This is a genomic window from Mucilaginibacter litoreus (assembly GCF_042676805.1).
GTDB lineage: Bacteria > Bacteroidota > Bacteroidia > Sphingobacteriales > Sphingobacteriaceae > Mucilaginibacter > Mucilaginibacter litoreus.
In genome coordinates this window covers 281085-300827 of the sequence record NZ_JBHTHZ010000001.1, presented here as the reverse complement: position 1 = coordinate 300827, position 19743 = coordinate 281085, and the positions used below count along the sequence as shown (strand labels likewise).

The following is a 19743-nucleotide window of genomic DNA, read 5'->3' as shown; positions in this document are numbered from 1 at the left end:
AAGTAAGTATTTTTTATATTTTTGGGGTCGATGAAAATGATATTGAAGAAAGTGCACCTATACCTTTACCAGGGCAGCGTGGCACTTTTTTACTTTTTATTATGGCCCTTTTTATATTACTATTCGCGTAAGCCGGAGCGGTATAAGAACATGAACGCCGTGAGGCGCGTATGGGGTTTGCTTAGCTCGGGTACAGTAGGCATCACTTATCGTTATCATTTTGAGGAACCCATCGACTGGAACCGTACTTATATTATTGCACCCAACCATACCTCAAACCTGGATATTACGGCAATGAGCCTGCTTGTGAAAAGCAACTTTTGTTTTATGGGCAAACAGGAACTGGTTGACGGACTGGTGACCGGTATCTTTTTTCGCTCGGTAGATATACCGGTGAACCGAGAAAGCAAAATAGGCTCATTCAAGGCCTTTAAGCAAGCTATGGAGAGGCTTGAGAAAGGAACGTCTGTAGTGATTTTTCCGGAAGCTACCATTCCTGATCATTATCCACCGCAATTGCACCAGTTTAAAAATGGCCCTTTCCGGATGGCCATCGAACATAAAATACCTGTCATACCCGTAACATCACCAAACACCTGGAAAATTTTATGGGACGACGGTAAAAAGTTTGGCAGTAAACCGGGCGTATGTGATATATTTGTACATAAGCCTATTGAAACGGCCCATTTAACAATTGATGATGCCGATACCTTGCGCGACGAGGTTTTCGATATAATCAATACTAAACTCAACAAACCATGAATATTGACGAGCAAACCGTTGATAAGATAGCCCACCTTGCTCGCCTTGAACTCTCCGCCGACGAGAAGCAGGCCATGATAAAGGATATGAACAAGATATTAGGTTTTATGGATAAACTTAATGAGGTTGATACCACCGGCGTTGAACCACTTGTTTATATGACCGCCCAGGTAAACAACCTGCGCGATGATGTGGTAAAACAGGATATTACAACCGAAGAGGCGCTTAAAAATGCCCCGCTGCACGATGATAGCCACTTTTTGGTAGCAAAGGTGATTTCTAAATAACGTAAGGACTAAAGATCAAAGACTGAAGAAAATTGTAATTCTGATCCTTTCTCTTTTGTCCTTTCATCTTTTATCCTAAAAACTGTAACATTTTATACATCCTTATTGTCAAACCAGCAAAAAGACGGATGAAGCAGAAACTTGCCCAGGGCGAACCACTTATTACCATTAAAGATATTGGCCGTAAATACGTTATTGGGTCGGAGGTTATCCACGCCATTAAATCGGTTTCATTAACTATTGATAAGGGTGAGTTTGTAGCGTTGATGGGCCCATCGGGTTCGGGCAAGTCGACACTGATGAACATCCTGGGGTGTTTGGATACCCCAACCAAAGGCCAGTACATTTTAAACGGTATTGATGTTAGCCACATGAGCGATAACGACCTTGCCGAGGTGCGAAACTCCGAAATTGGCTTCGTATTCCAGACATTTAATCTTTTGCCACGTAACAGCGCGTTAGACAATGTAGCCTTGCCTTTGGTTTACGCCGGGATAAGCAAAGAGAAACGCAACGAGCGTGCAAAGGCTGCTTTAGAAAACGTTGGCCTTGGCCATCGTATTGACCACCGGCCTAATGAGCTTTCGGGCGGGCAGCGGCAGCGCGTGGCTGTTGCCAGGGCGTTGATCAACAATCCGTCTATCATACTTGCTGATGAGCCTACCGGTAACCTGGATACCAAAACATCCATAGAAATTATGGGCCTGCTGGAGGATATTCATGCCAAAGGCAACACCATTATTTTAGTTACGCACGAGGAAGATATTGCTATGCATGCCCACCGCATTGTGCGCATGCGCGACGGTTTGGTTGAAAACGATTACATCAACGAAAATATCCAAACCGTAAGCAGGAGAGAGCCCGAGGTAAAGGAAGGTATTGATCTAACCAAATAGATATTCTATGCCTTTGAAAATAAACAAAAGCAACTATAATACTTACAAGAAAGTATATGAAGTTCTTTGGCAATATAAGTTGGAGGCATATAAAAGAGAAGCCGATTCTCTACATGTTAATCTTAACCTTGAATCACCTGTAAAAGTGTTAGATGAGTGGGAAAATGAAGGTAAAGTCATAGTTCTGAAAGGTTTAAAATTAGGTTTGTCAGACATATTATTTGAGTTAAGTTTAATCCAGGACATGCAGTCGCTTGGAATATTAGATAATAAGTTAAAGTCACTTAGCTTACCTGGCTTTTTTGACCTTTATGCCGAAGTAAAAAACACTGTTCAGGTAGTATTAAAAAGGAAAACCATAAAGTCTTATACTGAATATTACACAGTTTCTGAGCTGCTATCTGATACTACTGCAAATCTTCCATCAAAAGACCTCAGCATATTGAATGATGCAATCTCTGGATTTGAGGCAAAGCATATAACCAGCTCACAAAATATCGGCAAATAGTGGAAACCTTACAAACCGGGCGTTTTTACGGTCAAACCAGCCAAACCCTTCAGTTTGATTTTGCTACCATAACTGATACCGAATACACACATGATCGGGTTGACTGGCACTACCACGAGAATGCTTACTTCACTTTTATTTTACAAGGCAACGTAATTGAAGGTAACCGGAAAGAAGTTTATAACTGTTCTGCCGGAAGCCTGCTTTTTCACAACTGGCATGACGCCCATTACAATATCAAACCCAAAGGCTACACACGCGGTTTTCATGTGGAATTGCATGAACACTGGTTCAAAAATACAGGCTTAAATTTTAGTAACCTTCAGGGCAGTTTTGCTGTTGCCGACCCCAAATCACACTTGTTGTTCTACAATTTGTTCCGAGAATCTAAAGGAAGAGATGGCATGTCGTCTGCCCCGATAGAAGCTTTACTCTTACAAGCGCTGGCAGATATTTCTGCACCAGAAAAGTATAAGGTAAAACAGAAACCGCTTTGGGCAGAAAAATTAAAACAGGTTTTGCATGACGATATTTCGCAGAAGTTTACCCTGCAACAGCTTGCTGAAATTGCCGATGTGCATCCGGTACATTTATCGCGCGACTTCCCAAAATATTTTAACACTAATTTTGGGGATTATGTAAGGGCCTTGCGTATTGAAAAAGCCTTTACGCTGATGCACGACACGAAGTTGAGCTTAACAGAAATTGCCCTTTCATGCGGCTTTGCCGACCAAAGCCATTTTCTTCGCTGCTTTAAGCAATTCAACAATTGTAAGCCTTCCCTATATCGCCAATTGTTATTTTCATAGCACGTTAAATATGTTCTATTTTACCTTGAAAGGTTTATGCAACTTTGTGAAAACAGTTTAGCCCATGAGGATAATCAAACCTGCGTATTTGCTTCTTACACTTATAACTACACACAGCCTTTTTGCCCAGGTTGCCAATATTGTTCGGCCCGATAGCATAACTTCGCCTTTGCAAAAGGCTAATATAGGGCGTATTGTGTTTTTAACAGATACTATCCCTTTGGCTAAAACTACTGAAGCGGATTTTTTAAAAGAGATCACTTTAGGCCCTCAAAGCAATTTAAGCATGTGTGCTTTTATGGCTAACTCACTCACTAACTACCAGCATCAATTAGCGCCCGATTTAACTATAGAGCAGCTTAACCAGGGTAATTATCAGTTTACTTTTTATGTAGATGGTAAACAGATTTACCAGGAAAATCTGCACAAAGGAGCCGGTTATGCACGCAATAAAAATGGGCGAACAGTTTTAACGGTTAAGCTTTTAAGCACTCTGCACGAGGATATGTGGTCGAGGTACATGTTCAGCCGTTTCATGCTGCGCGGAGGCGAGGAAGCGCTGACAACAGGCGCGCATACACTTAAGATAGAATTACGGCCTTACGTAAGCATACCCGAGTTGAAGGTTGGCGATTTAATAGCCCAGGGAGAGATAAAAGTTGTTATACCTATTATTGATGTAAAGGATAAAACCATCCAGACTATTAAACCTAACAGCGGCTGGCCGGTATCAACAGATACGTACAATAAGCAACTGATTACTGACCTGAACGAAAAGATCCTGCAAAATAAATTCAAAAATATCAGTGGTATTGTTGTCATTAAAAACGGGAAGTTATTAATTGAAGAATACTTCAACGGAAGTGGCCGGGATACCCTGCATGATCCGCGTTCGGTCGGCAAAACGTTTGCATCCGCTACGATGGGTATTGCTATACATGATGGCTATATCAAGTCGGAACTGCAAACGCTTAGTGAATTTTACGACCTGAAGAAATATGACCATTATTCACCCAAAAAAGACAGCATCACACTTAAAAGCCTGCTTACCATGAGCTCTGTTTTTGATGCTAACGATAATGACGATAACTCGCCCGGTAACGAAAATAATATGTACCCAACTACCAACTGGGTTAAGTTTGCCATCGATCTGAAGGTAGATAGCAACAAAGAACCATACAAAAGCTGGAATTATTTTACCGCCGGGATAGTAGTACTGGGCGACATCTTAAACCAAAAAGTACCCGGGGGGCTTGAGAGATACGCCGACACCAAACTGTTTAAACCTTTAGGTATAACAAACTACAAATGGCAGTATACGCCGCAAAACGTACCTAATACAGCTGGCGGAATACGCTTAAGGGCGATTGACTTTGCCAGGTTTGGGCAACTCTATAAAAATAAAGGCATTTGGAATGGCAAGCAGGTGATACCACAAAGTTGGGTCGAAAAATCGTTCACCAGATACATGGCCTTACCTGCCGATGTTGTTGGCCCGGGCTACTATGGTTACCTGTTCTGGAATAAAACTTACCAGGTAAACAATAAAACTTACGAAACATGGTACTGCACAGGCAATGGCGGCAACAAAATATTTGTATTTAAAGATGCGCCACTGGTAGTTGTAATAACCTCAACTGCATATAATGAAGGCTATGCCCATCCGCAGGTTGATAAAATGATGCAGGAGTATATATTGCCGGCGATAGTAGATTAGCTAACACTTTAACTCAGCAAGTTTTGCAACGAAATCAGCCAGGTAAAGTGTGTTTTCGGGTGTTACAGGCTTATGGTTGCCGATGATAAGGGTATGTTCAAATATCTCAATCACAAAATCACTTTTTTTGATGGACATTACCGCGTCCCTGAACTCCTTAGTCATAGCTGTTTCGGCCTTTTGACGATCGTCCGTTAAAACGTAAAAACGTTTGCTGAACGGTTTGTCATCCCTGATATCGAACTCTATGGGGAATATAACTTCGCGTATCTTGTCCACAATCGTTTCTGTGCGGATGATAATACGGCCAAAGTTGCGCTTTAAATAGGCCAATGCCCATGGCTGGAAAGAGGCCGCACTGCTTTTTTCCTGCTGGTTAATAGAATGTGTATTTATATCTGTATCTAAAAGCAATATATAACTATCGCCGCATGGGTTTTTGATGGCAAAAGTATCGCGCAGGTTCACTGCTTTATGATGGTTCAATACCTCAAATTGCTCCAGTTTAAAATCTATCTTACCTGGTACCTCTATCCTGAAACGGTTTCTGAGTCTTTGACAGGTGGTATCATAGGGGTATTTGCCAATATCGGGAAGGCCGGTGGCATCAACTGATAAGGAGTTCATGGTACTAAGATAGTACAACCATTTATTTATTACAACCTAAATGTTTAACTATTGGATAAGGCCGAATTGTTTAAAATGATGGGTGAAGTGCTTGTTGTGCCACAACACCCATTCATGGTAATCCATCATGCCGAAGCCGCCGTGTAATACCATTATGCCCGGGTTAGCCCGGTAGTAGGCATGGAAAGTTTCCAGTTCAGCAAGTAACTGTTGCTCCGCGGTTTCCAGATCAGGGTAGGTGAGCTCATCAGGTAATTGTGCAAGTACCACATTCCGGGGGATGGGTTCATTGGTGTACACCCAACGTTGTTTTTGTTCCTCAAAATCTGCGGGCAGGCCGGTATCAACAGGTGTTTTTACACCATTGGTATATTGTACCTGGTCAATCATGTGCTCAAGCATCTGCCGGGCGCTCATGCTGCCCCAAAGAGGATGGGTATCAGCTTGCAGTGATAGTAATATATCTTTGATCCCCTCAGTATTGCAAATATCCACCTGTAGCATTTTTATCAATATTTATAAGGCTCCATTTTACCGCAGCTGCAAGCGCAGTTAGGGTCGGTAATGCCCAATTTTTTCAAAAAGAACTGGTAAAAGCCAATACGGTCTTTCATACTGTAATTGTCTTCCCCTTTATTACATTCCAATTCGCCGTTAACAATGTTAATGGTCATGCCGAAACCAGGTGTACGTCCTTTGGCCTTATCGCTCTCTTTAGGCTGCCATTTGCCAATCATTACATCATGTGCCGAGGGCTTGTGTGTTTCCGGCGTCATCCAAAAATAAATAGCCGTTTTAAATGATACTACCGGGTCGGTTTCCACAAGGCCCGGATTGTTCAGCAAAACCTTTTTATCGCCAAATATACAGTCGGACGCATAGCCATAATTGCCATTATAACTGATTTGCATAGGGCCGCGGCCATAGTACTTTTGCCCGGCCACCGGCGAGTACTCGTCGCTGTCGCTTATATAGTTGATATTGGTATTGTCTTCATGCAAAAGCATAAGGCCATCGGTATAACTTTCATTTTGGCCGTGCCGGGTTTCATGGGCTATTTGCGCGAAGAACGCTGCCAGCTCGCGTTTATTGGTGGTAGCGTCGCTTTCGGTGCAAAAGCCGCCGTAATCAACCATATAAGTGCTGTCGGGTTTTTGTTTGGCCCATTCTTCGTTCCAGTCCCCATCCTGGCGCACTGTGGTGGCCTTGCCGGTGCGTTTGTCTGTACGGATGAACTGGTATACCGAAACCGCCCTGCGTGTTACCTGCACCTTTATTTGGGCCAGCTCATCAACCGCTTTTATAAAAGCTGCATAAGTGTAAAACTTGTTGCGCTCAGGAAAAAGCTCATTAAACTGCGTTTCGCTTAAAAACTTACTGAAAGAGGCGGGTTTTGCCGCAGTGGCAGTAGCTACACTGTCGGTATTCTTTTTTGAACCGGTATTGCTGCAGTTAAAGCTTAAAAGCGATGTTGTAAATAAACTTATGGTAACAAACCGTGCTGATGAGATGATAAATTTCATGATGGCTGTACAGAATTTATTTGAACAAAACACAAAGCAGATGTTTAAGTTTAAACTTTGTAAATATGCATATTAAAACGCCATCACGAATATTTAATTGCTTATGAAAATATATACCAAAACCGGTGATAAAGGTTACACATCCCTGATAGGCGGCACACGTGTGCCTAAATATCATCTGCGGATAGAAAGTTATGGTACGGTAGACGAGTTGAACTCCTATATAGGCCTTATTCGCGATCAGGGAATTGACCAGCATGATAAGAATATACTGAAAGAAATACAGGACAGGCTTTTTACAATAGGATCATCTTTAGCTGCAGACCCTGAAAAATCAAAAATGGTTATTCCTGATCTTCATGCTACAGACATTGAGTTGCTGGAAAGGGAGATGGACAGGATGAATGAAACGTTGCCAGAGCTTCGTCATTTTATATTACCAGGCGGCAGCAATGCTATTTCTTTTTGCCATATTGCCCGTTGTGTTTGCCGCCGCGCTGAGCGTTTATGTGTGCATCTGGGCGAAGAAAGCACGGTTGACGAGAAAGTGAAAATTTATTTGAACCGGCTCAGCGATTACTTGTTTACATTGGCGCGTGCCATAGCTTACGAATATAAAGTTGCTGAAAATCAGTGGATACCGCGTGTTTAAAAATTTTACAAAAAAATATTGAAAATCAATTTAAAAATATTATACTTTTGCGAAAATCTAAACATTATACTATTTACCATTTAATATAAAAACATGTATTGGACACTTGAATTAGCATCACACCTGGAAGATGCTCCCTGGCCTGCCACAAAAGATGAGTTAATTGACTATGCCATACGTTCTGGTGCACCCGTAGAGGTTATTGAAAACCTGCAGGCGCTTGAAGATGATGGCGAACCTTATGAAAATATTGAAGAGATATGGCCTGATTACCCTACAAAAGATGATTTCTTTTTCAACGAAGACGAATATTAAAAAAATATTATTATAATAGTTAAGCCGCTGATAATCAGCGGCTTTTTTTATACATAGGTAATTTGGAATGATTTTGGTATTTGGTTTTTTTAGTTAATATCTACTTAAACAAAAACATATCAAAAAAAATGAGAGGCTTATTGTACATTATTGCCGTAATTCTTGTAATAGGATGGGCATTTGGATTTTTCTACGCAGATGCCGGTGGCGTAATTCATATTTTATTGGTGATAGCAATTATTGCTTTACTATTAGGCATTATCAGACGAGCCTGATAATTTAATAGGCCCGATCGAGGCCTTTTACATTCTTAAAACCTTTTGGTTTAAAGCTGGTTTAATATATATCAACAAAAACTTTAACAACTAAATACACATTACCATGAGAAGCTTATTGTACATTATCGCAGTTATTCTGGTTATAGGGTGGATCTTCGGATTCTTTGTTAACCACGCAGGAGGATTGATACACATTTTATTAGTGATAGCTGTTATCGCCCTTTTATTAGGTGTGATAAGACGAGCCTGATATTTTGTGACGTAATATTTAAGCCATTAGCTATTGCTGATGGCTTTTTTGTTTAATACGGCTTCTGCAATAGCCATGTCTTCAGGAAAGGTGATCTTAATGTTACTATGGCTTCCTTCTATCAGGTGTATTTTTACACCGCTTCGTTCAACAACAGATGCATCATCAGTAAAACTTTCAACATAGCCCTGCTCATAAGCTTTTTTAAGCAAAGCCGATTGAAATGTTTGCGGCGTTTGTACCAGGTAAATGTTTTCCCTGTCAAGGCATGATGTCAGTTCGCCGTTTAACTGCCTTACCGAGTCGCGGCTTTTTACGGCGGCAACAGCGGAGCCGTTTTTGGCGGCCTGTTCATAACTTTCATCAATTACGCTAAGCGGCGTAAGCGGCCGAACGGCATCATGCACGGCTATCAGGGCATTATCCTCAGTAATGCTATCCACAGCATTTTTCACAGAATGGAAGCGTGTTTGGCCGCCTGCTACTACAGTATGAGGTATTTTAAAGTTGTATTTGTGGCAAAGTTCTTTCCAAAGATCATGATAGCCAGGGTTGAGCGCTAGTATAATTTGCGGCGATGTTTTGCTTTGGTGGAATACCCTTATGGTATGCATCATAACAGGCTCCCCGCAAAGCTCAATAAACTGCTTAGGCAATGCCGACTGCATACGACTGCCCGAGCCACCGGCAACAATGATGGCGTAGGTATTAGATTTTAGATGTGAGATTTTAGATGTGAGATTTAACATGTATCTGGTATTTCTGTCGTGCTGAACTTGTTTCAGCATCTCAACAGCAAATTTAAATTTGCTATGAGATTCCGAAAAGATTTCGGGATGACTCGTTTGACCTCAAAGCTATAAAACAAAAATGAGATATGAGTTTAGCTCATATCTCAAATATCTGGTTGGCAAGGATAGCAGAATTGTTACTACGCACCGCTTACCATCTATCACTCACTAATTAAATAATCAGCATAGCATCGCCGTAGCTGTAGAAACGGTATTTTTCTTTTACCGCTACTTCATAAGCATGCATTACGTGCTCGTAACCGCCAAACGCGCATATCATCATCAACAAAGTCGACTCTGGTGTATGGAAGTTAGTAATCATGCTATTGGCAATGCTAAAATCATACGGCGGGAAAATGAACTTGCTGGTCCAGTCGTTAGCCGCTTTAAGTGTTTTGTTGGCAGAAACTGCCGACTCAATAGTACGCATTGAAGTAGTGCCAACAGCACAAACCCTTTTTTTATGCTCAATAGCACGGTTTACAATATCAGCCTGACTTTGCTCGATAATGAATTGCTCAGAATCCATCTTATGCTTGGTCAGGTCTTCAACCTCAACCGGGCGAAAGGTACCCAGGCCAACATGCAAGGTAACTTCGGCAAACTCTACTCCTTTAAGCTCAAGGCGTTTCATTAATTCACGGCTAAAGTGCAAACCTGCGGTAGGGGCGGCAACAGCGCCTTCGTTTTTAGCAAAAATAGTTTGGTAACGCTCTTTATCTTCGGCAGTTGCTTTACGTTTGATGTATTTAGGCAGCGGTGTTTCACCCAGGATCTCCACGTTACGGCGAAACTCCTCGTCGGTACCGTCAAACAAAAAGCGGATGGTACGGCCACGTGATGTGGTATTATCCACAACCTCGGCAATCAGCAGGTCGTCATCGCCAAAATAAAGTTTGTTGCCTACGCGTATTTTACGGGCAGGGTCAACCAAAACATCCCAAAGGCGTAATTCTTTGTTCAGTTCGCGCAACAAAAATACCTCAATTGTAGCGCCGGTTTTTTCCTTGTTGCCATACATACGTGCCGGAAATACTTTGGTGTTATTCAGGATCATTACATCCTGATCATCAAAGTAATCCAAAACATCCTTAAAAATCTTATGCTCAATTTTTCCTGAATCACGGTGTAAAACCATTAAACGCGATTCGTCGCGCTTATCTGCCGGTGTGTGGGCAACTAATGATTCAGGTAAATTGAATTTAAACTGGGATAATTTCATGCTTGTATATACGAATTTTCAGGGCGCAAATGTATAAATTTTTTCATAAATTATGCGCCATTTTTTGATTAAGGTTTAAATTGAAAAATACTGTAACTTAAATGCTTTAACACAGTCTAACAAATACTGTTTTAATCAGGGCAACAATTATAGTAACCATATACTGTATGATTATACTCAAACTCATTCGTGAAAGTTTTTTATTCGCTTACGACGCGTTAAGGCAAAATAAGCTGCGCACACTACTTTCATTATTAGGTGTTACCATCGGTATATTCACTATAATTGCCGTATTCTCTGCTGTGGATACGCTGCGCAACAATCTTCAAAAAAGTGTAAATAAGTTAGGCAGCAACAGTATTTATATACAAAAGTGGCCCTGGGTTGGCGAGGACAACTTTCCGTGGTGGAAGTATATGCAGCGGCCGGTACCCAAACTTCGCGATTTTGACCAATTGGCCCGCCGCAGCCAGACGGCCAAAGCCATTTCTTATGAAATAAGTATTGATAACCGTACCGTAAAGTATGGAAGTAACACAGTAGAAGGTGCACAAATAGACGCCGTATCGCATGACCATGACAAGACCTGGAACTTTGATTTTCAGGATGGGCGCTATTTTACGGAGATCGAATCGCGCACGGGTGCGCCGGTAACTATTATAGGTGCAGATATTGCCTCCAACCTGTTTCCGGATGGAAATGCTATTGGTAAGGAGATAAAAATAATGGGCAGGAACGTTACCATTATAGGCGTATTTGCCAAAGAGGGAAAAGATATGCTGGGTATTACCAGCGATAACGAAATATTACTGCCTTTAAACTTTGCTAAAAATTTAATTGACGTTCAGAACGAGAAATATAACCCACAGATCATTGTGCGCGGGCACGATAATTTGAGCGACGAAGAAGTGGAAAGCGAAGTGCGCGGTATTATGCGGTCTATACACAGTATCAGGCCCGGTGGCGAGGATGATTTTTCTTTAAATAAATCAACCATCCTGACAAACCAGTTAGACCAGCTTTTTGGTGTGGTAAACATTGCGGGATTGATCATAGGTGGTTTTTCTGTACTGGTAGGTGGTTTTGGTATAGCCAATATCATGTTCGTATCGGTAAAAGAACGTACCAATATCATAGGTATTCAAAAATCCCTTGGGGCTAAAAACTACTTTATATTACTGCAGTTTTTGATAGAAGCTGTTGCCTTGTGCCTTATGGGAGGGCTCATTGGCCTGTTTTTGGTTTATTTAGGCACTTTTGCGGTAAAGGCAGTTGCTGATATACAGGTAGTAGTTGATGCCGGTAATGTTATACGCGCTTTAACTATTTCAGTCGCCATCGGCATGATATCAGGCATTGTACCAGCTTACTTTGCATCTAAGCTGGACCCGGTAGAGGCTATCCGAACAAATTAACAATTAGCTGCGCTTAAAGGAGAGATTTTTACTCAGGCAAAGAGCTGGTGTTTGTGTTCAACTTGCAATATTTTGATATCTTTTCAAAAAGAACCTCCGGTACAAACGGTTTAGTCAGATAATCGCACATACCTGCTTCATAAGCCTTGGTGTGGGTTTCTGGCATGGCATCAGCGGTAAAAGCTATAACCGGCACATCCGGATAACGTTGCTTTATTAATGCCGTTGCTTCAAAGCCATCCATAACCGGCATTTGCAGGTCCATTATAATCAAGTCATAGCCGTTGTTGGCAATCGTCATTTCCAATGCTATCCTGCCGTTTATAGCTTCAGATACTTTTGCATCCCACTTTTTCAGAAACTTGGATGCGATCATCAAATTCATTTTATTATCATCCACTACAAGTACGCTTATACCGGCAAGGCTTTGAGGCAATATAGCGGCAACACTGGCATTAACATTTTTTTCACTCTGCAATACCTGGGTGGCTATAGCAAACCGAATAGTAAAGGTAAATTTTGTGCCTTCCCCTAAATTGCTGGCAACATCAATACTGCTTTGGTAAAGTTCAATTAAACGACGGGTTATGGCTAAACCTAACCCGGTACCCCCATATTCATGGGTAATGGTTTGTGGCCCCTGTATAAACGGATCAAACACCAGGGTAAGGTTTTCAGGCGCAATGCCTATGCCGGTATCGGTTACTGTAAACCTGATAGAAACATCACCGGTATTTTGCTTATGTTCATTTTCCAAAGCTATTGTAACCTTGCCTTTATGCGTAAATTTAACTGCATTACTTACCAGGTTAAACAGTATCTGGCTTAGGCGTATATGGTCGCCCATCAAAAATTCCGGAATATCATTATCTATGAACAGCTCTATCGCCAGGTCTTTTTCGGTAGCTTTAGCATAAAATAACTGCCTGATGTTTTGAGTAAGCTGATAAATGTTAAACGGCGCATGGCTTAGCTGCAGCTTGCCGGCCTCTATCTTATTATAATCTAAAATATCATTTATTATAGCCAGCAAGTTATCGCTGCTGAATTTTAGCGTATTAAGGTACTCTAACTGTTCGGGTTTGGGGTTTTCCTGTAAAAGCAAATTAGTAGTGCCTATTACAGCGTTCATGGGTGTTCGTATCTCATGACTCATGATAGATAAAAACTCCGACTTAAAGTGCGACGAACGCTCTGCCTGTTCTTTTGCTGTAATCAGTTCCTGCCTTACCTTTTGCTGTACAGTAATATCTTCCCCAATGCTGGTAGTTTCTTTGATATTGCCACGCTCGTCATAACTTACCGTGTTTTGCCAGCTGATTATCCTTAGATCGCCGTTACGGCAAATAACAGGATTGGTGTAATGTGCCTTTACCTGGTTACCGGTAAACCATTGGGTAATTATCTGTCTGTGGTCATCCGTAACAAAGTTTTGCATCCAGTTCATCCCCATCATTTCACTTTGGGTATAACCAAGTAAGTTAGCCAGGTATTTATTGCAAAAAATTACTTTTCCGCTGGCATCTAACGATACTGCAGCCAGCTTAATGGTTTCCAGTACACGGCGGTACTTGTTTTCTGTACGATGTTGTTCAATTTCGGCCTGCTTTCGCTGGGTAATATCCTGCAGCGTACCAATGATCTTACGAATGCTGCCATCTTGGCGGTACATTAATTTACCGGTTATAACGTTGATGTACTTAATATTGCCTTTTGGAGTAACTATGCGGTATTCAAAGCTTTCGCCGCTAACGTTACCATTGCCGAAAAGCTGCCTGGCAATATACTTGTCATCGGGGTGGATGTACTGGAGCAGGAGCCTCCCGAATCGAGATTTTGAAGCCCGGCTGATGTCTATCTCATGTATGGAGTTCACTTCATGGCTCCATGCAAGCACGTTAGTGGCGCTGTCCCACTTCCAGTTTCCTATTTTGGCAATTGTTTGTGCCTCTAAAAGCTCGGCCTGGCTAACCTTAACCGCCTTTTCGGCCAGTTTTGATTCAGTGATATCCTGAATTATACCAACAACACGTTTAATATTACCATCGGCATCATACAGCAGATCGCCACGCAGAATCTTTAAATATCTTAAATTACCCTTAGGGGTAATTAACTTGTGATGGATACTGTTTTTATCAGTAAAATAGATATTGGTTAAATAGCCTGAAACAGCATCCCGGTCGTTGGGGTGAACAAGGCTAAGATAATATTCAAACCTCGTAAGGCCATTGGGTATTTCATTAACCTCCAATATATGATACAGGCTTTCAGACCAGTAATTTTCCTTACTATATTCGTCATACCACCAATTGCCTGTTTTGGCTATATGCTGGGCCTGCAGTAATAAGGACTCATTTTCTATCAAAGCATTGGCATACCGTTTTTGCTCGGTAATATCGGTAACTGCCACAGATATGCGTTTGGTATAATTGCCATTAACATCAAGCACAGGTGATGCCTTGGCTACAAACCAACCAGCTTCGCCATAAATTGAAGAAAACTCAATACTGTGAGGTTTTTTATGTTGAATCACATAATTGTATGCTTCCAGAAAGGGCCGGGCTTTATCCGGGCCTATAGCTTCGGTAAGTGTTTTGTTTAAAAATTGCTCCCGGTTTAAATAAGCAGGCGTTTGAGGGCCAAACCATGCATTTATACAGGTTTGGTTTTCATCAAACTCAAAAATAGTATCGTTTACTGAACTGATAAGCGCATGCAGTTGCTGCTGGCTTTCTTTTAGTTTTCTTGATTTTGTTAATAACGATTCATTTAACTCAATAACGTTGCTTACCGCCTTTTTAAATTGTGCCTTGTAAGCCATAACAGCTAAAAAAGACATGTAAGCTATCAGATCGAAAACACCAATAAGTATAATGAGGGCTGTAAATGTTATATTAAGCTTTGGCGCAAAACTGTACGCGGCCACTACGGCAATAAAATTGAATATGCTGATGCCAATAAATTCAATGCGTTGCTTGCAAAACAAGGTAAGCGCAATGAAAATGGTAATAGAACTAAAAAGATAAACGTTTGCAAAACCATTAGTACCTAAAAGCAGGTAGTTGTTGATGAACATGAACGATGCTATGGTGACATAGATCATGCTTTTAAAGATCGCCTTATTTTTGCTGTAAGAAAACGCAAGGGTTACCAGGCAAAGCCCGCTGTTTATTCCGCGTAACCAAAAAGGATCGTAACTGTTATTATAGCATAAATAGTGTAACGCCGGGCTTGCAACCAACAGCCCTACCAGCACAAGCCGGTATATAGTAATGTCATTTTCAATGGAAACAAGAACCCGGTTTTTGAAAGACATGCAGCTAAGGTAATTTTTTTAATAAAGCCAAACAAAATTGAGAAAACAGAATATTGTTTAAAGATAATTTTACAAAGAGTAAATGTATCTTGAGAGCTAATAATACGCAGATTTAATTACATTTGTTGCAAATACTATATTTCCTATGTCTGAAACAGCACAATTAAAAATTGGTGATAAAACGTATGATCTTCCTGTAATAGAGGGTACTGAGGGCGAGAAAGCCATTGATATTTCTAAACTGCGCGATCAGAGCGGTTATGTAACGCTTGATGTAGGATATAAAAATACAGGTGCTACTAAAAGCGCCATTACTTTTTTAGATGGCGAAAAAGGCATATTGAAATACAGGGGTTACCCGATAGAGCAACTGGCCGAGCAATCCACCTTTATTGAGGTTGCATACCTGCTGATATATGGCAACCTGCCTACCGAAGAAGAGCTCAAAGGCTTTGAATACGAAATAAGTCATCATACCCTTGTGCATGAGGATATGAAAAAATTTTTTGACGGCTTTCCATCAGGGTCGCACCCAATGGGGCAGCTGTCATCATTGATAGGTGCGCTTGCTGCGTTTAACCCGGCTTCATTAAAACAAGGCCTTACTGCGGATGAGGTTAACCTCGAGATCATTAAGCTCATTGCCAAGATGAGTACCATTGTATCATGGATATATAAAAAATCCCTGGGGCATCCGGTTATCTATCCGCGTAATAAATATGATTACGTAACCAACTTTATGCATATGACGTTTGGCCAGCGTACCGAAGAGGTTGAGATAGACCCGGTAGTGGTAAGCGCCATGAACAAGTTACTGATACTGCATGCCGATCATGAGCAAAACTGTTCAACCTCTACTGTGCGTATTGTAGGTTCGTCAGACGCTAACCTGTACGCTTCCATATCTGCAGGGATCTCGGCACTTTGGGGCCCGCTGCATGGCGGTGCCAACCAGGCTGTGGTAGAGATGCTGCAAAAAATTAAAGAAGATGGGGGCGATGTAGATAAGTGGGTTGCCAAGGCAAAAGACAAGAACGATTCGTTTAGGTTGATGGGTTTTGGACACCGTGTGTATAAAAATTTCGATCCGCGTGCCAGGATCATCAAAAAGGCATGCGACGACATACTGGAGAAATTAGGGGTGAAGGATGAAACGCTTGATATTGCCAAAAAGCTGGAAGAAGTGGCATTGAACGACCCTTACTTTGTTGAGCGTAAACTTTATCCAAATGTAGATTTTTACTCAGGCATCATTTACACTGCTTTAGGTTTCCCAACAGAAATGTTTACCGTTTTATTTGCACTTGGCCGCCTGCCGGGATGGATTGCCCAGTGGAAGGAAATGAAAGCAAATAAAGAGCCTATTGGCCGCCCGCGCCAGATATATGTAGGCGAAAAGGACAGAGACTACGTAAACATTAAAACCAGATAAAACTTTTTATATTTAGTAAAAGCCCGCTTGCCGGGCTTTTTTTGTAAGGCATGACCACGCGCGAAATACTTAAGCAATACTGGGGGCACGATAATTTCAGGCCGATGCAGGAGGAGATTATATCCTCTGTTCTGCAAGGCCATGATACCCTGGCTTTGCTGCCTACCGGCGGGGGTAAATCGGTATGTTTCCAGGTGCCGGCCATGGCTAAAGAGGGGATATGTATCGTTGTATCGCCGTTGATAGCCCTGATGAAAGATCAGGTTGAAAACCTTACAGCTAAAGGCATTCCTGCAATTGCCATCATTTCGGGCATGGGTAAACGGGAGGTGGATATAGCGCTGGATAACTGTATTTACGGCCCGGTGAAGTTTTTGTACCTCTCGCCCGAGCGCCTGCTTTCTGAGTTGGTGCGCGAGCGCATTAAATACATGAACGTTAACCTGTTTGCGGTTGACGAGGCGCATTGTATCTCACAGTGGGGGTATGATTTCAGGCCGCCATATCTGCAGATCGCCGCTCTGCGCGAGTTGCATCCTGCTGTGCCGGTACTTGCGCTTACCGCTACGGCCACCGCCGAAGTAAAGGAGGATATACAGCAAAAGCTGGCTTTTAAAGATGCTTCGGTTTTTCAAAAAAGCTTTGAGCGGAAGAATTTGAGTTATGTTGTTCAGCATACGGAAGACAAGCTGCGCAAAATGCTGGATATAGCCCATGGTATACCGGGTAGCGGCATTGTATATGTGCGCAGTCGTAAAGAAACCTTTGAAATAGCTAAATTTTATCAGCAAAACCATGTTAAGGCAGACTATTACCATGCCGGGCTATCCGCCGACGAACGATCTGAAAAGCAGGAAGCCTGGAAAAACAACCGCAGCCGTATCATTGTAGCAACCAATGCCTTTGGGATGGGTATTGATAAACCGGATGTACGTTTTGTTATTCATAAAGACATGCCAGACAGCCTGGAAGCTTACTACCAGGAAGCAGGCAGGGGGGGGCGCGACGAGCAAAAGGCTTTTGCCGTGCTATTGTTTAACCCTACCGATAAACTGAGGCAGCAAAAAAGGTTCTTGCAGAATTTTCCATCGGTAGAGGAGATCAAGAAGATATATCATCATCTGGGCAACTACTGCCAACTGGCGTATGAGGCCGGCGAAGGCGTAAGCTTTGACCTCGACCTGGGTGAGTTTTGTACCCGATTTGAGTTGGACGCTATCAAGACGCTCAATGCCCTTAAGTTCCTAGAGCAGGATGGTTATGTATCGTTCACAGAAAGTGTGTTTTTACCATCGCGGTTCAGGTTTGAGGTGCTGAACGAGGAGCTATACAACTTTCAGATACAAAACCCCGGTTGGGACCCATTTGTTAAAACCCTTCTGCGTTCTTACGGAGGGTCCTTTGAAAATTATGTGCGCATAAAAGAGTTTGATGTTGCCCGCCGTACGGGTATGAGCGTACAGCAGGTAATTACCGGCTTACAGCAGTTGCAGCAGTTTAACTTGCTGAGCTATCTGCCACAGACGGATCAACCGCAAATTACCTGGATAAAACCCCGGCAGCATGCAGGCAATCTGTATGTCAACAAAGCATATATAGCGCAACGCCAGGCAACCTATAAAAAGAAGTTGGAAGCGGTATTTGCCTATGCCGAGGCAAAGCATTGCCGCAGCCAGATGCTGTTAAGTTATTTCGACGAGGAGAATTCTCCTAAATGTGGTGTTTGCGATGTTTGCCTGGAAGAGCGCCGAGAGAAACGCGCCAGCGAAATTATTGACGATATCACTAATGAAATAGTACAGCTGCTCAGCACCGGGACCTTTACTATCAATGAACTGATACCCGCCCTGAAAATAGGTAACGAGAAAGAGAAGATCCAAACCATCCGCCTGTTGCTTGATGCCGGGAAGCTAAAAACCGACGGCGAAAATTACTATCTGTAAACGCCCGGCCCTCCTGTCTCCAATTTCCTTAAAAATATATTCTGATTTCACCGACATAAATTGCGTGTTCACCGAGTGAATTGCCCTGTACATCTAATTGCGGGTAAACTGCTGTAACGTTTTCAAAGTGGGCTCGTCTTATGAGTGTAATTAACAACAAGAAATAATTAAAACACTCACAATCAAAATATTAAACCATGAAAGCGAAATTTTTAACCATAGCAACTGTAGTAACTTTAGCCTTAGGTTCAGTATCATCAGTTTACGCAACAGACAAAAGCATCAAGAACGAAGATGCCAGCACAGTACTGACAAACGTTAGCAAAATTAACAAGATTGAATTGCACGGTAACGTTGAATTATACGTATCTGATGGTAGCGCAGACCAGGTAAAGGTTTATAACAAATACTATTCAGAAAATGCATTGGTACAAAACCAGGACGGTGTGTTACGCATATCATCATACACCGATAAGAAACTGGTGGTTTGGGTAACTGCTAATGACCTGCGCGCTATCACGGCCAATGATAACTCTACCGTAAAATCATTCGGTAACCTTTCTAAAATTGATATTGATGTAACGCTTAACAACAATGCATCGGCCAACCTTACACTGGATGCATACAAAGCAAACATTAAAGTTAACGACCGTGCCAAAGCTAACATAAGTGGTATAATAGATCAGTACAGCTTAACCCAGGATCAGTCGGCTACTGTTAACCAGACCAACCTGGCTGCCGCAAATACAAGCAAAACAGTAACTACCAAATTTGTAAAGGCTAATGATCAGGAATTAGCCATCCTGTAAAGCAATACTTTTAAAGTTCAATATATATAAATCGAAGCCATCCGTCAATCACGGATGGCTTTTTTTGTTGACTCACCCGGTCATCGCTCCGCTCGGTCACCCTCTCTTCGCAAGCGAAAGTGAGTTATTAAAAGTCCTGTCCTCGGAGAGGATTTAGGAGAGGTAATTATGTCGGCAAAGTCGACAGGGGC

Annotated in this window: 20 protein-coding genes; 14 read left to right on the top strand and 6 right to left on the bottom strand. The window is 42.0% G+C overall.

The genetic code is table 11. The features are described 5' to 3' along the window. Positions 1-30: 30 nt before the first annotated feature. The 6 genes from ACFQZX_RS01430 to ACFQZX_RS01405 all read left to right on the top strand — a co-directional run bounded on the left by ACFQZX_RS01430 (position 31) and on the right by ACFQZX_RS01405 (position 4979). Positions 31-762 (top strand): lysophospholipid acyltransferase family protein, encoded by a 732-nt coding sequence (locus ACFQZX_RS01430; RefSeq protein ID WP_377110963.1) that lies wholly within the window; start codon positions 31-33, stop codon positions 760-762. Next, complete coding sequence (gene gatC, locus ACFQZX_RS01425) at positions 759-1049, top strand: Asp-tRNA(Asn)/Glu-tRNA(Gln) amidotransferase subunit GatC (RefSeq protein WP_377110962.1); 291 nt, start codon at positions 759-761, stop codon at positions 1047-1049. Before ACFQZX_RS01430 ends, gatC begins: the two co-directional genes overlap by 4 nt. Positions 1050-1177: 128 nt before the next feature. Further along, positions 1178-1945, top strand: a complete 768-nt coding sequence (locus ACFQZX_RS01420) for an ABC transporter ATP-binding protein (protein WP_377110961.1) — start codon at positions 1178-1180, stop codon at positions 1943-1945. Between the two features lie 7 nt (positions 1946-1952). Continuing rightward, positions 1953-2453, top strand: coding sequence for a hypothetical protein (locus tag ACFQZX_RS01415; protein WP_377110960.1), 501 nt, complete (start codon positions 1953-1955; stop codon positions 2451-2453). Next, on the top strand, positions 2453-3262 hold the full coding sequence (locus ACFQZX_RS01410) for a helix-turn-helix domain-containing protein (RefSeq protein WP_377110959.1): 810 nt from the start codon (positions 2453-2455) through the stop codon (positions 3260-3262). Before ACFQZX_RS01415 ends, ACFQZX_RS01410 begins: the two co-directional genes overlap by 1 nt. Before the next feature lie 64 nt (positions 3263-3326). Continuing rightward, the gene (locus ACFQZX_RS01405) at positions 3327-4979 is read left to right on the top strand and encodes a serine hydrolase domain-containing protein (protein ID WP_377110958.1); all 1653 of its coding nucleotides are present in this window, start codon (positions 3327-3329) and stop codon (positions 4977-4979) included. Here the strand turns inward: ACFQZX_RS01405 and ACFQZX_RS01400 are convergent, their stop codons facing one another. Genes ACFQZX_RS01400 through ACFQZX_RS01390 form a run of 3 tightly spaced genes read right to left on the bottom strand, consistent with a single transcriptional unit; the run spans position 4980 to position 7129 of the window. Then, on the bottom strand, positions 4980-5606 hold the full coding sequence (locus ACFQZX_RS01400; RefSeq protein ID WP_377110957.1) for a hypothetical protein: 627 nt from the start codon (positions 5604-5606) through the stop codon (positions 4980-4982). It abuts the gene before it with no gap. 48 nt (positions 5607-5654) lie between these two features. Next, positions 5655-6110, bottom strand: a complete 456-nt coding sequence (locus ACFQZX_RS01395) for a hypothetical protein (RefSeq protein WP_377110956.1) — start codon at positions 6108-6110, stop codon at positions 5655-5657. Between the two features lie 5 nt (positions 6111-6115). After that, entirely contained in the window at positions 6116-7129 is a 1014-nt protein-coding gene (locus ACFQZX_RS01390; protein WP_377110955.1) for a chitinase, read from the bottom strand. 103 nt (positions 7130-7232) lie between these two features. Between ACFQZX_RS01390 and ACFQZX_RS01385 the strand changes: the two genes are divergently transcribed. The 4 genes from ACFQZX_RS01385 (at position 7233) to ACFQZX_RS01370 (ending at position 8624) form a co-directional block, all read left to right on the top strand. Further along, the gene (locus tag ACFQZX_RS01385) at positions 7233-7781 is read left to right on the top strand and encodes a cob(I)yrinic acid a,c-diamide adenosyltransferase (protein ID WP_377110954.1); all 549 of its coding nucleotides are present in this window, start codon (positions 7233-7235) and stop codon (positions 7779-7781) included. A gap of 93 nt (positions 7782-7874) precedes the next feature. Then, positions 7875-8096 carry a DUF2795 domain-containing protein gene (locus ACFQZX_RS01380; protein WP_002996718.1) on the top strand — a complete coding sequence of 74 codons (222 nt, stop codon included), beginning with the start codon at positions 7875-7877 and terminating at the stop codon, positions 8094-8096. A 128-nt stretch (positions 8097-8224) separates the two neighbouring features. Then, positions 8225-8371 (top strand): lmo0937 family membrane protein, encoded by a 147-nt coding sequence (locus ACFQZX_RS01375; protein WP_377110953.1) that lies wholly within the window; start codon positions 8225-8227, stop codon positions 8369-8371. A gap of 106 nt (positions 8372-8477) precedes the next feature. Then, positions 8478-8624, top strand: a complete 147-nt coding sequence (locus tag ACFQZX_RS01370) for a lmo0937 family membrane protein (protein ID WP_377110952.1) — start codon at positions 8478-8480, stop codon at positions 8622-8624. A 26-nt stretch (positions 8625-8650) separates the two neighbouring features. Here the strand turns inward: ACFQZX_RS01370 and ACFQZX_RS01365 are convergent, their stop codons facing one another. Together ACFQZX_RS01365 and queA are read right to left on the bottom strand one after the other, a co-directional pair. After that, positions 8651-9412: a 2-C-methyl-D-erythritol 4-phosphate cytidylyltransferase gene (locus ACFQZX_RS01365; protein ID WP_377110951.1), complete on the bottom strand. Its 762-nt coding sequence runs from the start codon at positions 9410-9412 to the stop codon at positions 8651-8653. Between the two features lie 175 nt (positions 9413-9587). Then, on the bottom strand, positions 9588-10637 hold the full coding sequence (gene queA, locus ACFQZX_RS01360; protein WP_377110950.1) for a tRNA preQ1(34) S-adenosylmethionine ribosyltransferase-isomerase QueA: 1050 nt from the start codon (positions 10635-10637) through the stop codon (positions 9588-9590). 167 nt (positions 10638-10804) lie between these two features. On the opposite strand from queA, the gene ACFQZX_RS01355 reads away from it, so the two are divergent. Next, the gene (locus tag ACFQZX_RS01355; protein WP_377110949.1) at positions 10805-12052 is read left to right on the top strand and encodes an ABC transporter permease; all 1248 of its coding nucleotides are present in this window, start codon (positions 10805-10807) and stop codon (positions 12050-12052) included. Between the two features lie 28 nt (positions 12053-12080). Here ACFQZX_RS01355 and ACFQZX_RS01350 read toward each other — a convergent pair whose 3' ends face one another. Beyond that, positions 12081-15368 carry a PAS domain S-box protein gene (locus ACFQZX_RS01350; protein WP_377110948.1) on the bottom strand — a complete coding sequence of 1096 codons (3288 nt, stop codon included), beginning with the start codon at positions 15366-15368 and terminating at the stop codon, positions 12081-12083. Positions 15369-15513: 145 nt separating this feature from the next. Here ACFQZX_RS01350 and ACFQZX_RS01345 point away from each other — a divergent pair, with 145 nt between their 5' ends. The 3 genes from ACFQZX_RS01345 to ACFQZX_RS01335 all read left to right on the top strand — a co-directional run bounded on the left by ACFQZX_RS01345 (position 15514) and on the right by ACFQZX_RS01335 (position 19552). Then, the gene (locus tag ACFQZX_RS01345; protein WP_377110947.1) at positions 15514-16800 is read left to right on the top strand and encodes a citrate synthase; all 1287 of its coding nucleotides are present in this window, start codon (positions 15514-15516) and stop codon (positions 16798-16800) included. Positions 16801-16850: 50 nt separating this feature from the next. Then, complete coding sequence (locus ACFQZX_RS01340; protein WP_377110946.1) at positions 16851-18743, top strand: RecQ family ATP-dependent DNA helicase; 1893 nt, start codon at positions 16851-16853, stop codon at positions 18741-18743. A 197-nt stretch (positions 18744-18940) separates the two neighbouring features. Beyond that, on the top strand, positions 18941-19552 hold the full coding sequence (locus ACFQZX_RS01335) for a GIN domain-containing protein (RefSeq protein WP_377110945.1): 612 nt from the start codon (positions 18941-18943) through the stop codon (positions 19550-19552). The last annotated feature ends 191 nt before the right edge of the window (positions 19553-19743 follow it).

Bases quoted from the DNA above. Each gene is read 5' to 3' on its own strand.
- ACFQZX_RS01430 (WP_377110963.1), top strand. From the start codon at position 31: ATGAAAATGATATTGAAGAAAGTGCACCTATACCTTTACCAGGGCAGC.
- gatC (WP_377110962.1), top strand. From the start codon at position 759: ATGAATATTGACGAGCAAACCGTTGATAAGATAGCCCACCTTGCTCGC.
- ACFQZX_RS01420 (WP_377110961.1), top strand. From the start codon at position 1,178: ATGAAGCAGAAACTTGCCCAGGGCGAACCACTTATTACCATTAAAGAT.
- ACFQZX_RS01415 (WP_377110960.1), top strand. From the start codon at position 1,953: ATGCCTTTGAAAATAAACAAAAGCAACTATAATACTTACAAGAAAGTA.
- ACFQZX_RS01405 (WP_377110958.1), top strand. From the start codon at position 3,327: ATGAGGATAATCAAACCTGCGTATTTGCTTCTTACACTTATAACTACA.
- ACFQZX_RS01400 (WP_377110957.1), bottom strand. From the start codon at position 5,606: ATGAACTCCTTATCAGTTGATGCCACCGGCCTTCCCGATATTGGCAAA.
- ACFQZX_RS01395 (WP_377110956.1), bottom strand. From the start codon at position 6,110: ATGCTACAGGTGGATATTTGCAATACTGAGGGGATCAAAGATATATTA.
- ACFQZX_RS01390 (WP_377110955.1), bottom strand. From the start codon at position 7,129: ATGAAATTTATCATCTCATCAGCACGGTTTGTTACCATAAGTTTATTT.
- ACFQZX_RS01385 (WP_377110954.1), top strand. From the start codon at position 7,233: ATGAAAATATATACCAAAACCGGTGATAAAGGTTACACATCCCTGATA.
- ACFQZX_RS01380 (WP_002996718.1), top strand. From the start codon at position 7,875: ATGTATTGGACACTTGAATTAGCATCACACCTGGAAGATGCTCCCTGG.
- ACFQZX_RS01375 (WP_377110953.1), top strand. From the start codon at position 8,225: ATGAGAGGCTTATTGTACATTATTGCCGTAATTCTTGTAATAGGATGG.
- ACFQZX_RS01370 (WP_377110952.1), top strand. From the start codon at position 8,478: ATGAGAAGCTTATTGTACATTATCGCAGTTATTCTGGTTATAGGGTGG.
- ACFQZX_RS01365 (WP_377110951.1), bottom strand. From the start codon at position 9,412: ATGCTGAAACAAGTTCAGCACGACAGAAATACCAGATACATGTTAAAT.
- queA (WP_377110950.1), bottom strand. From the start codon at position 10,637: ATGAAATTATCCCAGTTTAAATTCAATTTACCTGAATCATTAGTTGCC.
- ACFQZX_RS01355 (WP_377110949.1), top strand. From the start codon at position 10,805: ATGATTATACTCAAACTCATTCGTGAAAGTTTTTTATTCGCTTACGAC.
- ACFQZX_RS01350 (WP_377110948.1), bottom strand. From the start codon at position 15,368: ATGTCTTTCAAAAACCGGGTTCTTGTTTCCATTGAAAATGACATTACT.
- ACFQZX_RS01345 (WP_377110947.1), top strand. From the start codon at position 15,514: ATGTCTGAAACAGCACAATTAAAAATTGGTGATAAAACGTATGATCTT.
- ACFQZX_RS01340 (WP_377110946.1), top strand. From the start codon at position 16,851: ATGACCACGCGCGAAATACTTAAGCAATACTGGGGGCACGATAATTTC.
- ACFQZX_RS01335 (WP_377110945.1), top strand. From the start codon at position 18,941: ATGAAAGCGAAATTTTTAACCATAGCAACTGTAGTAACTTTAGCCTTA.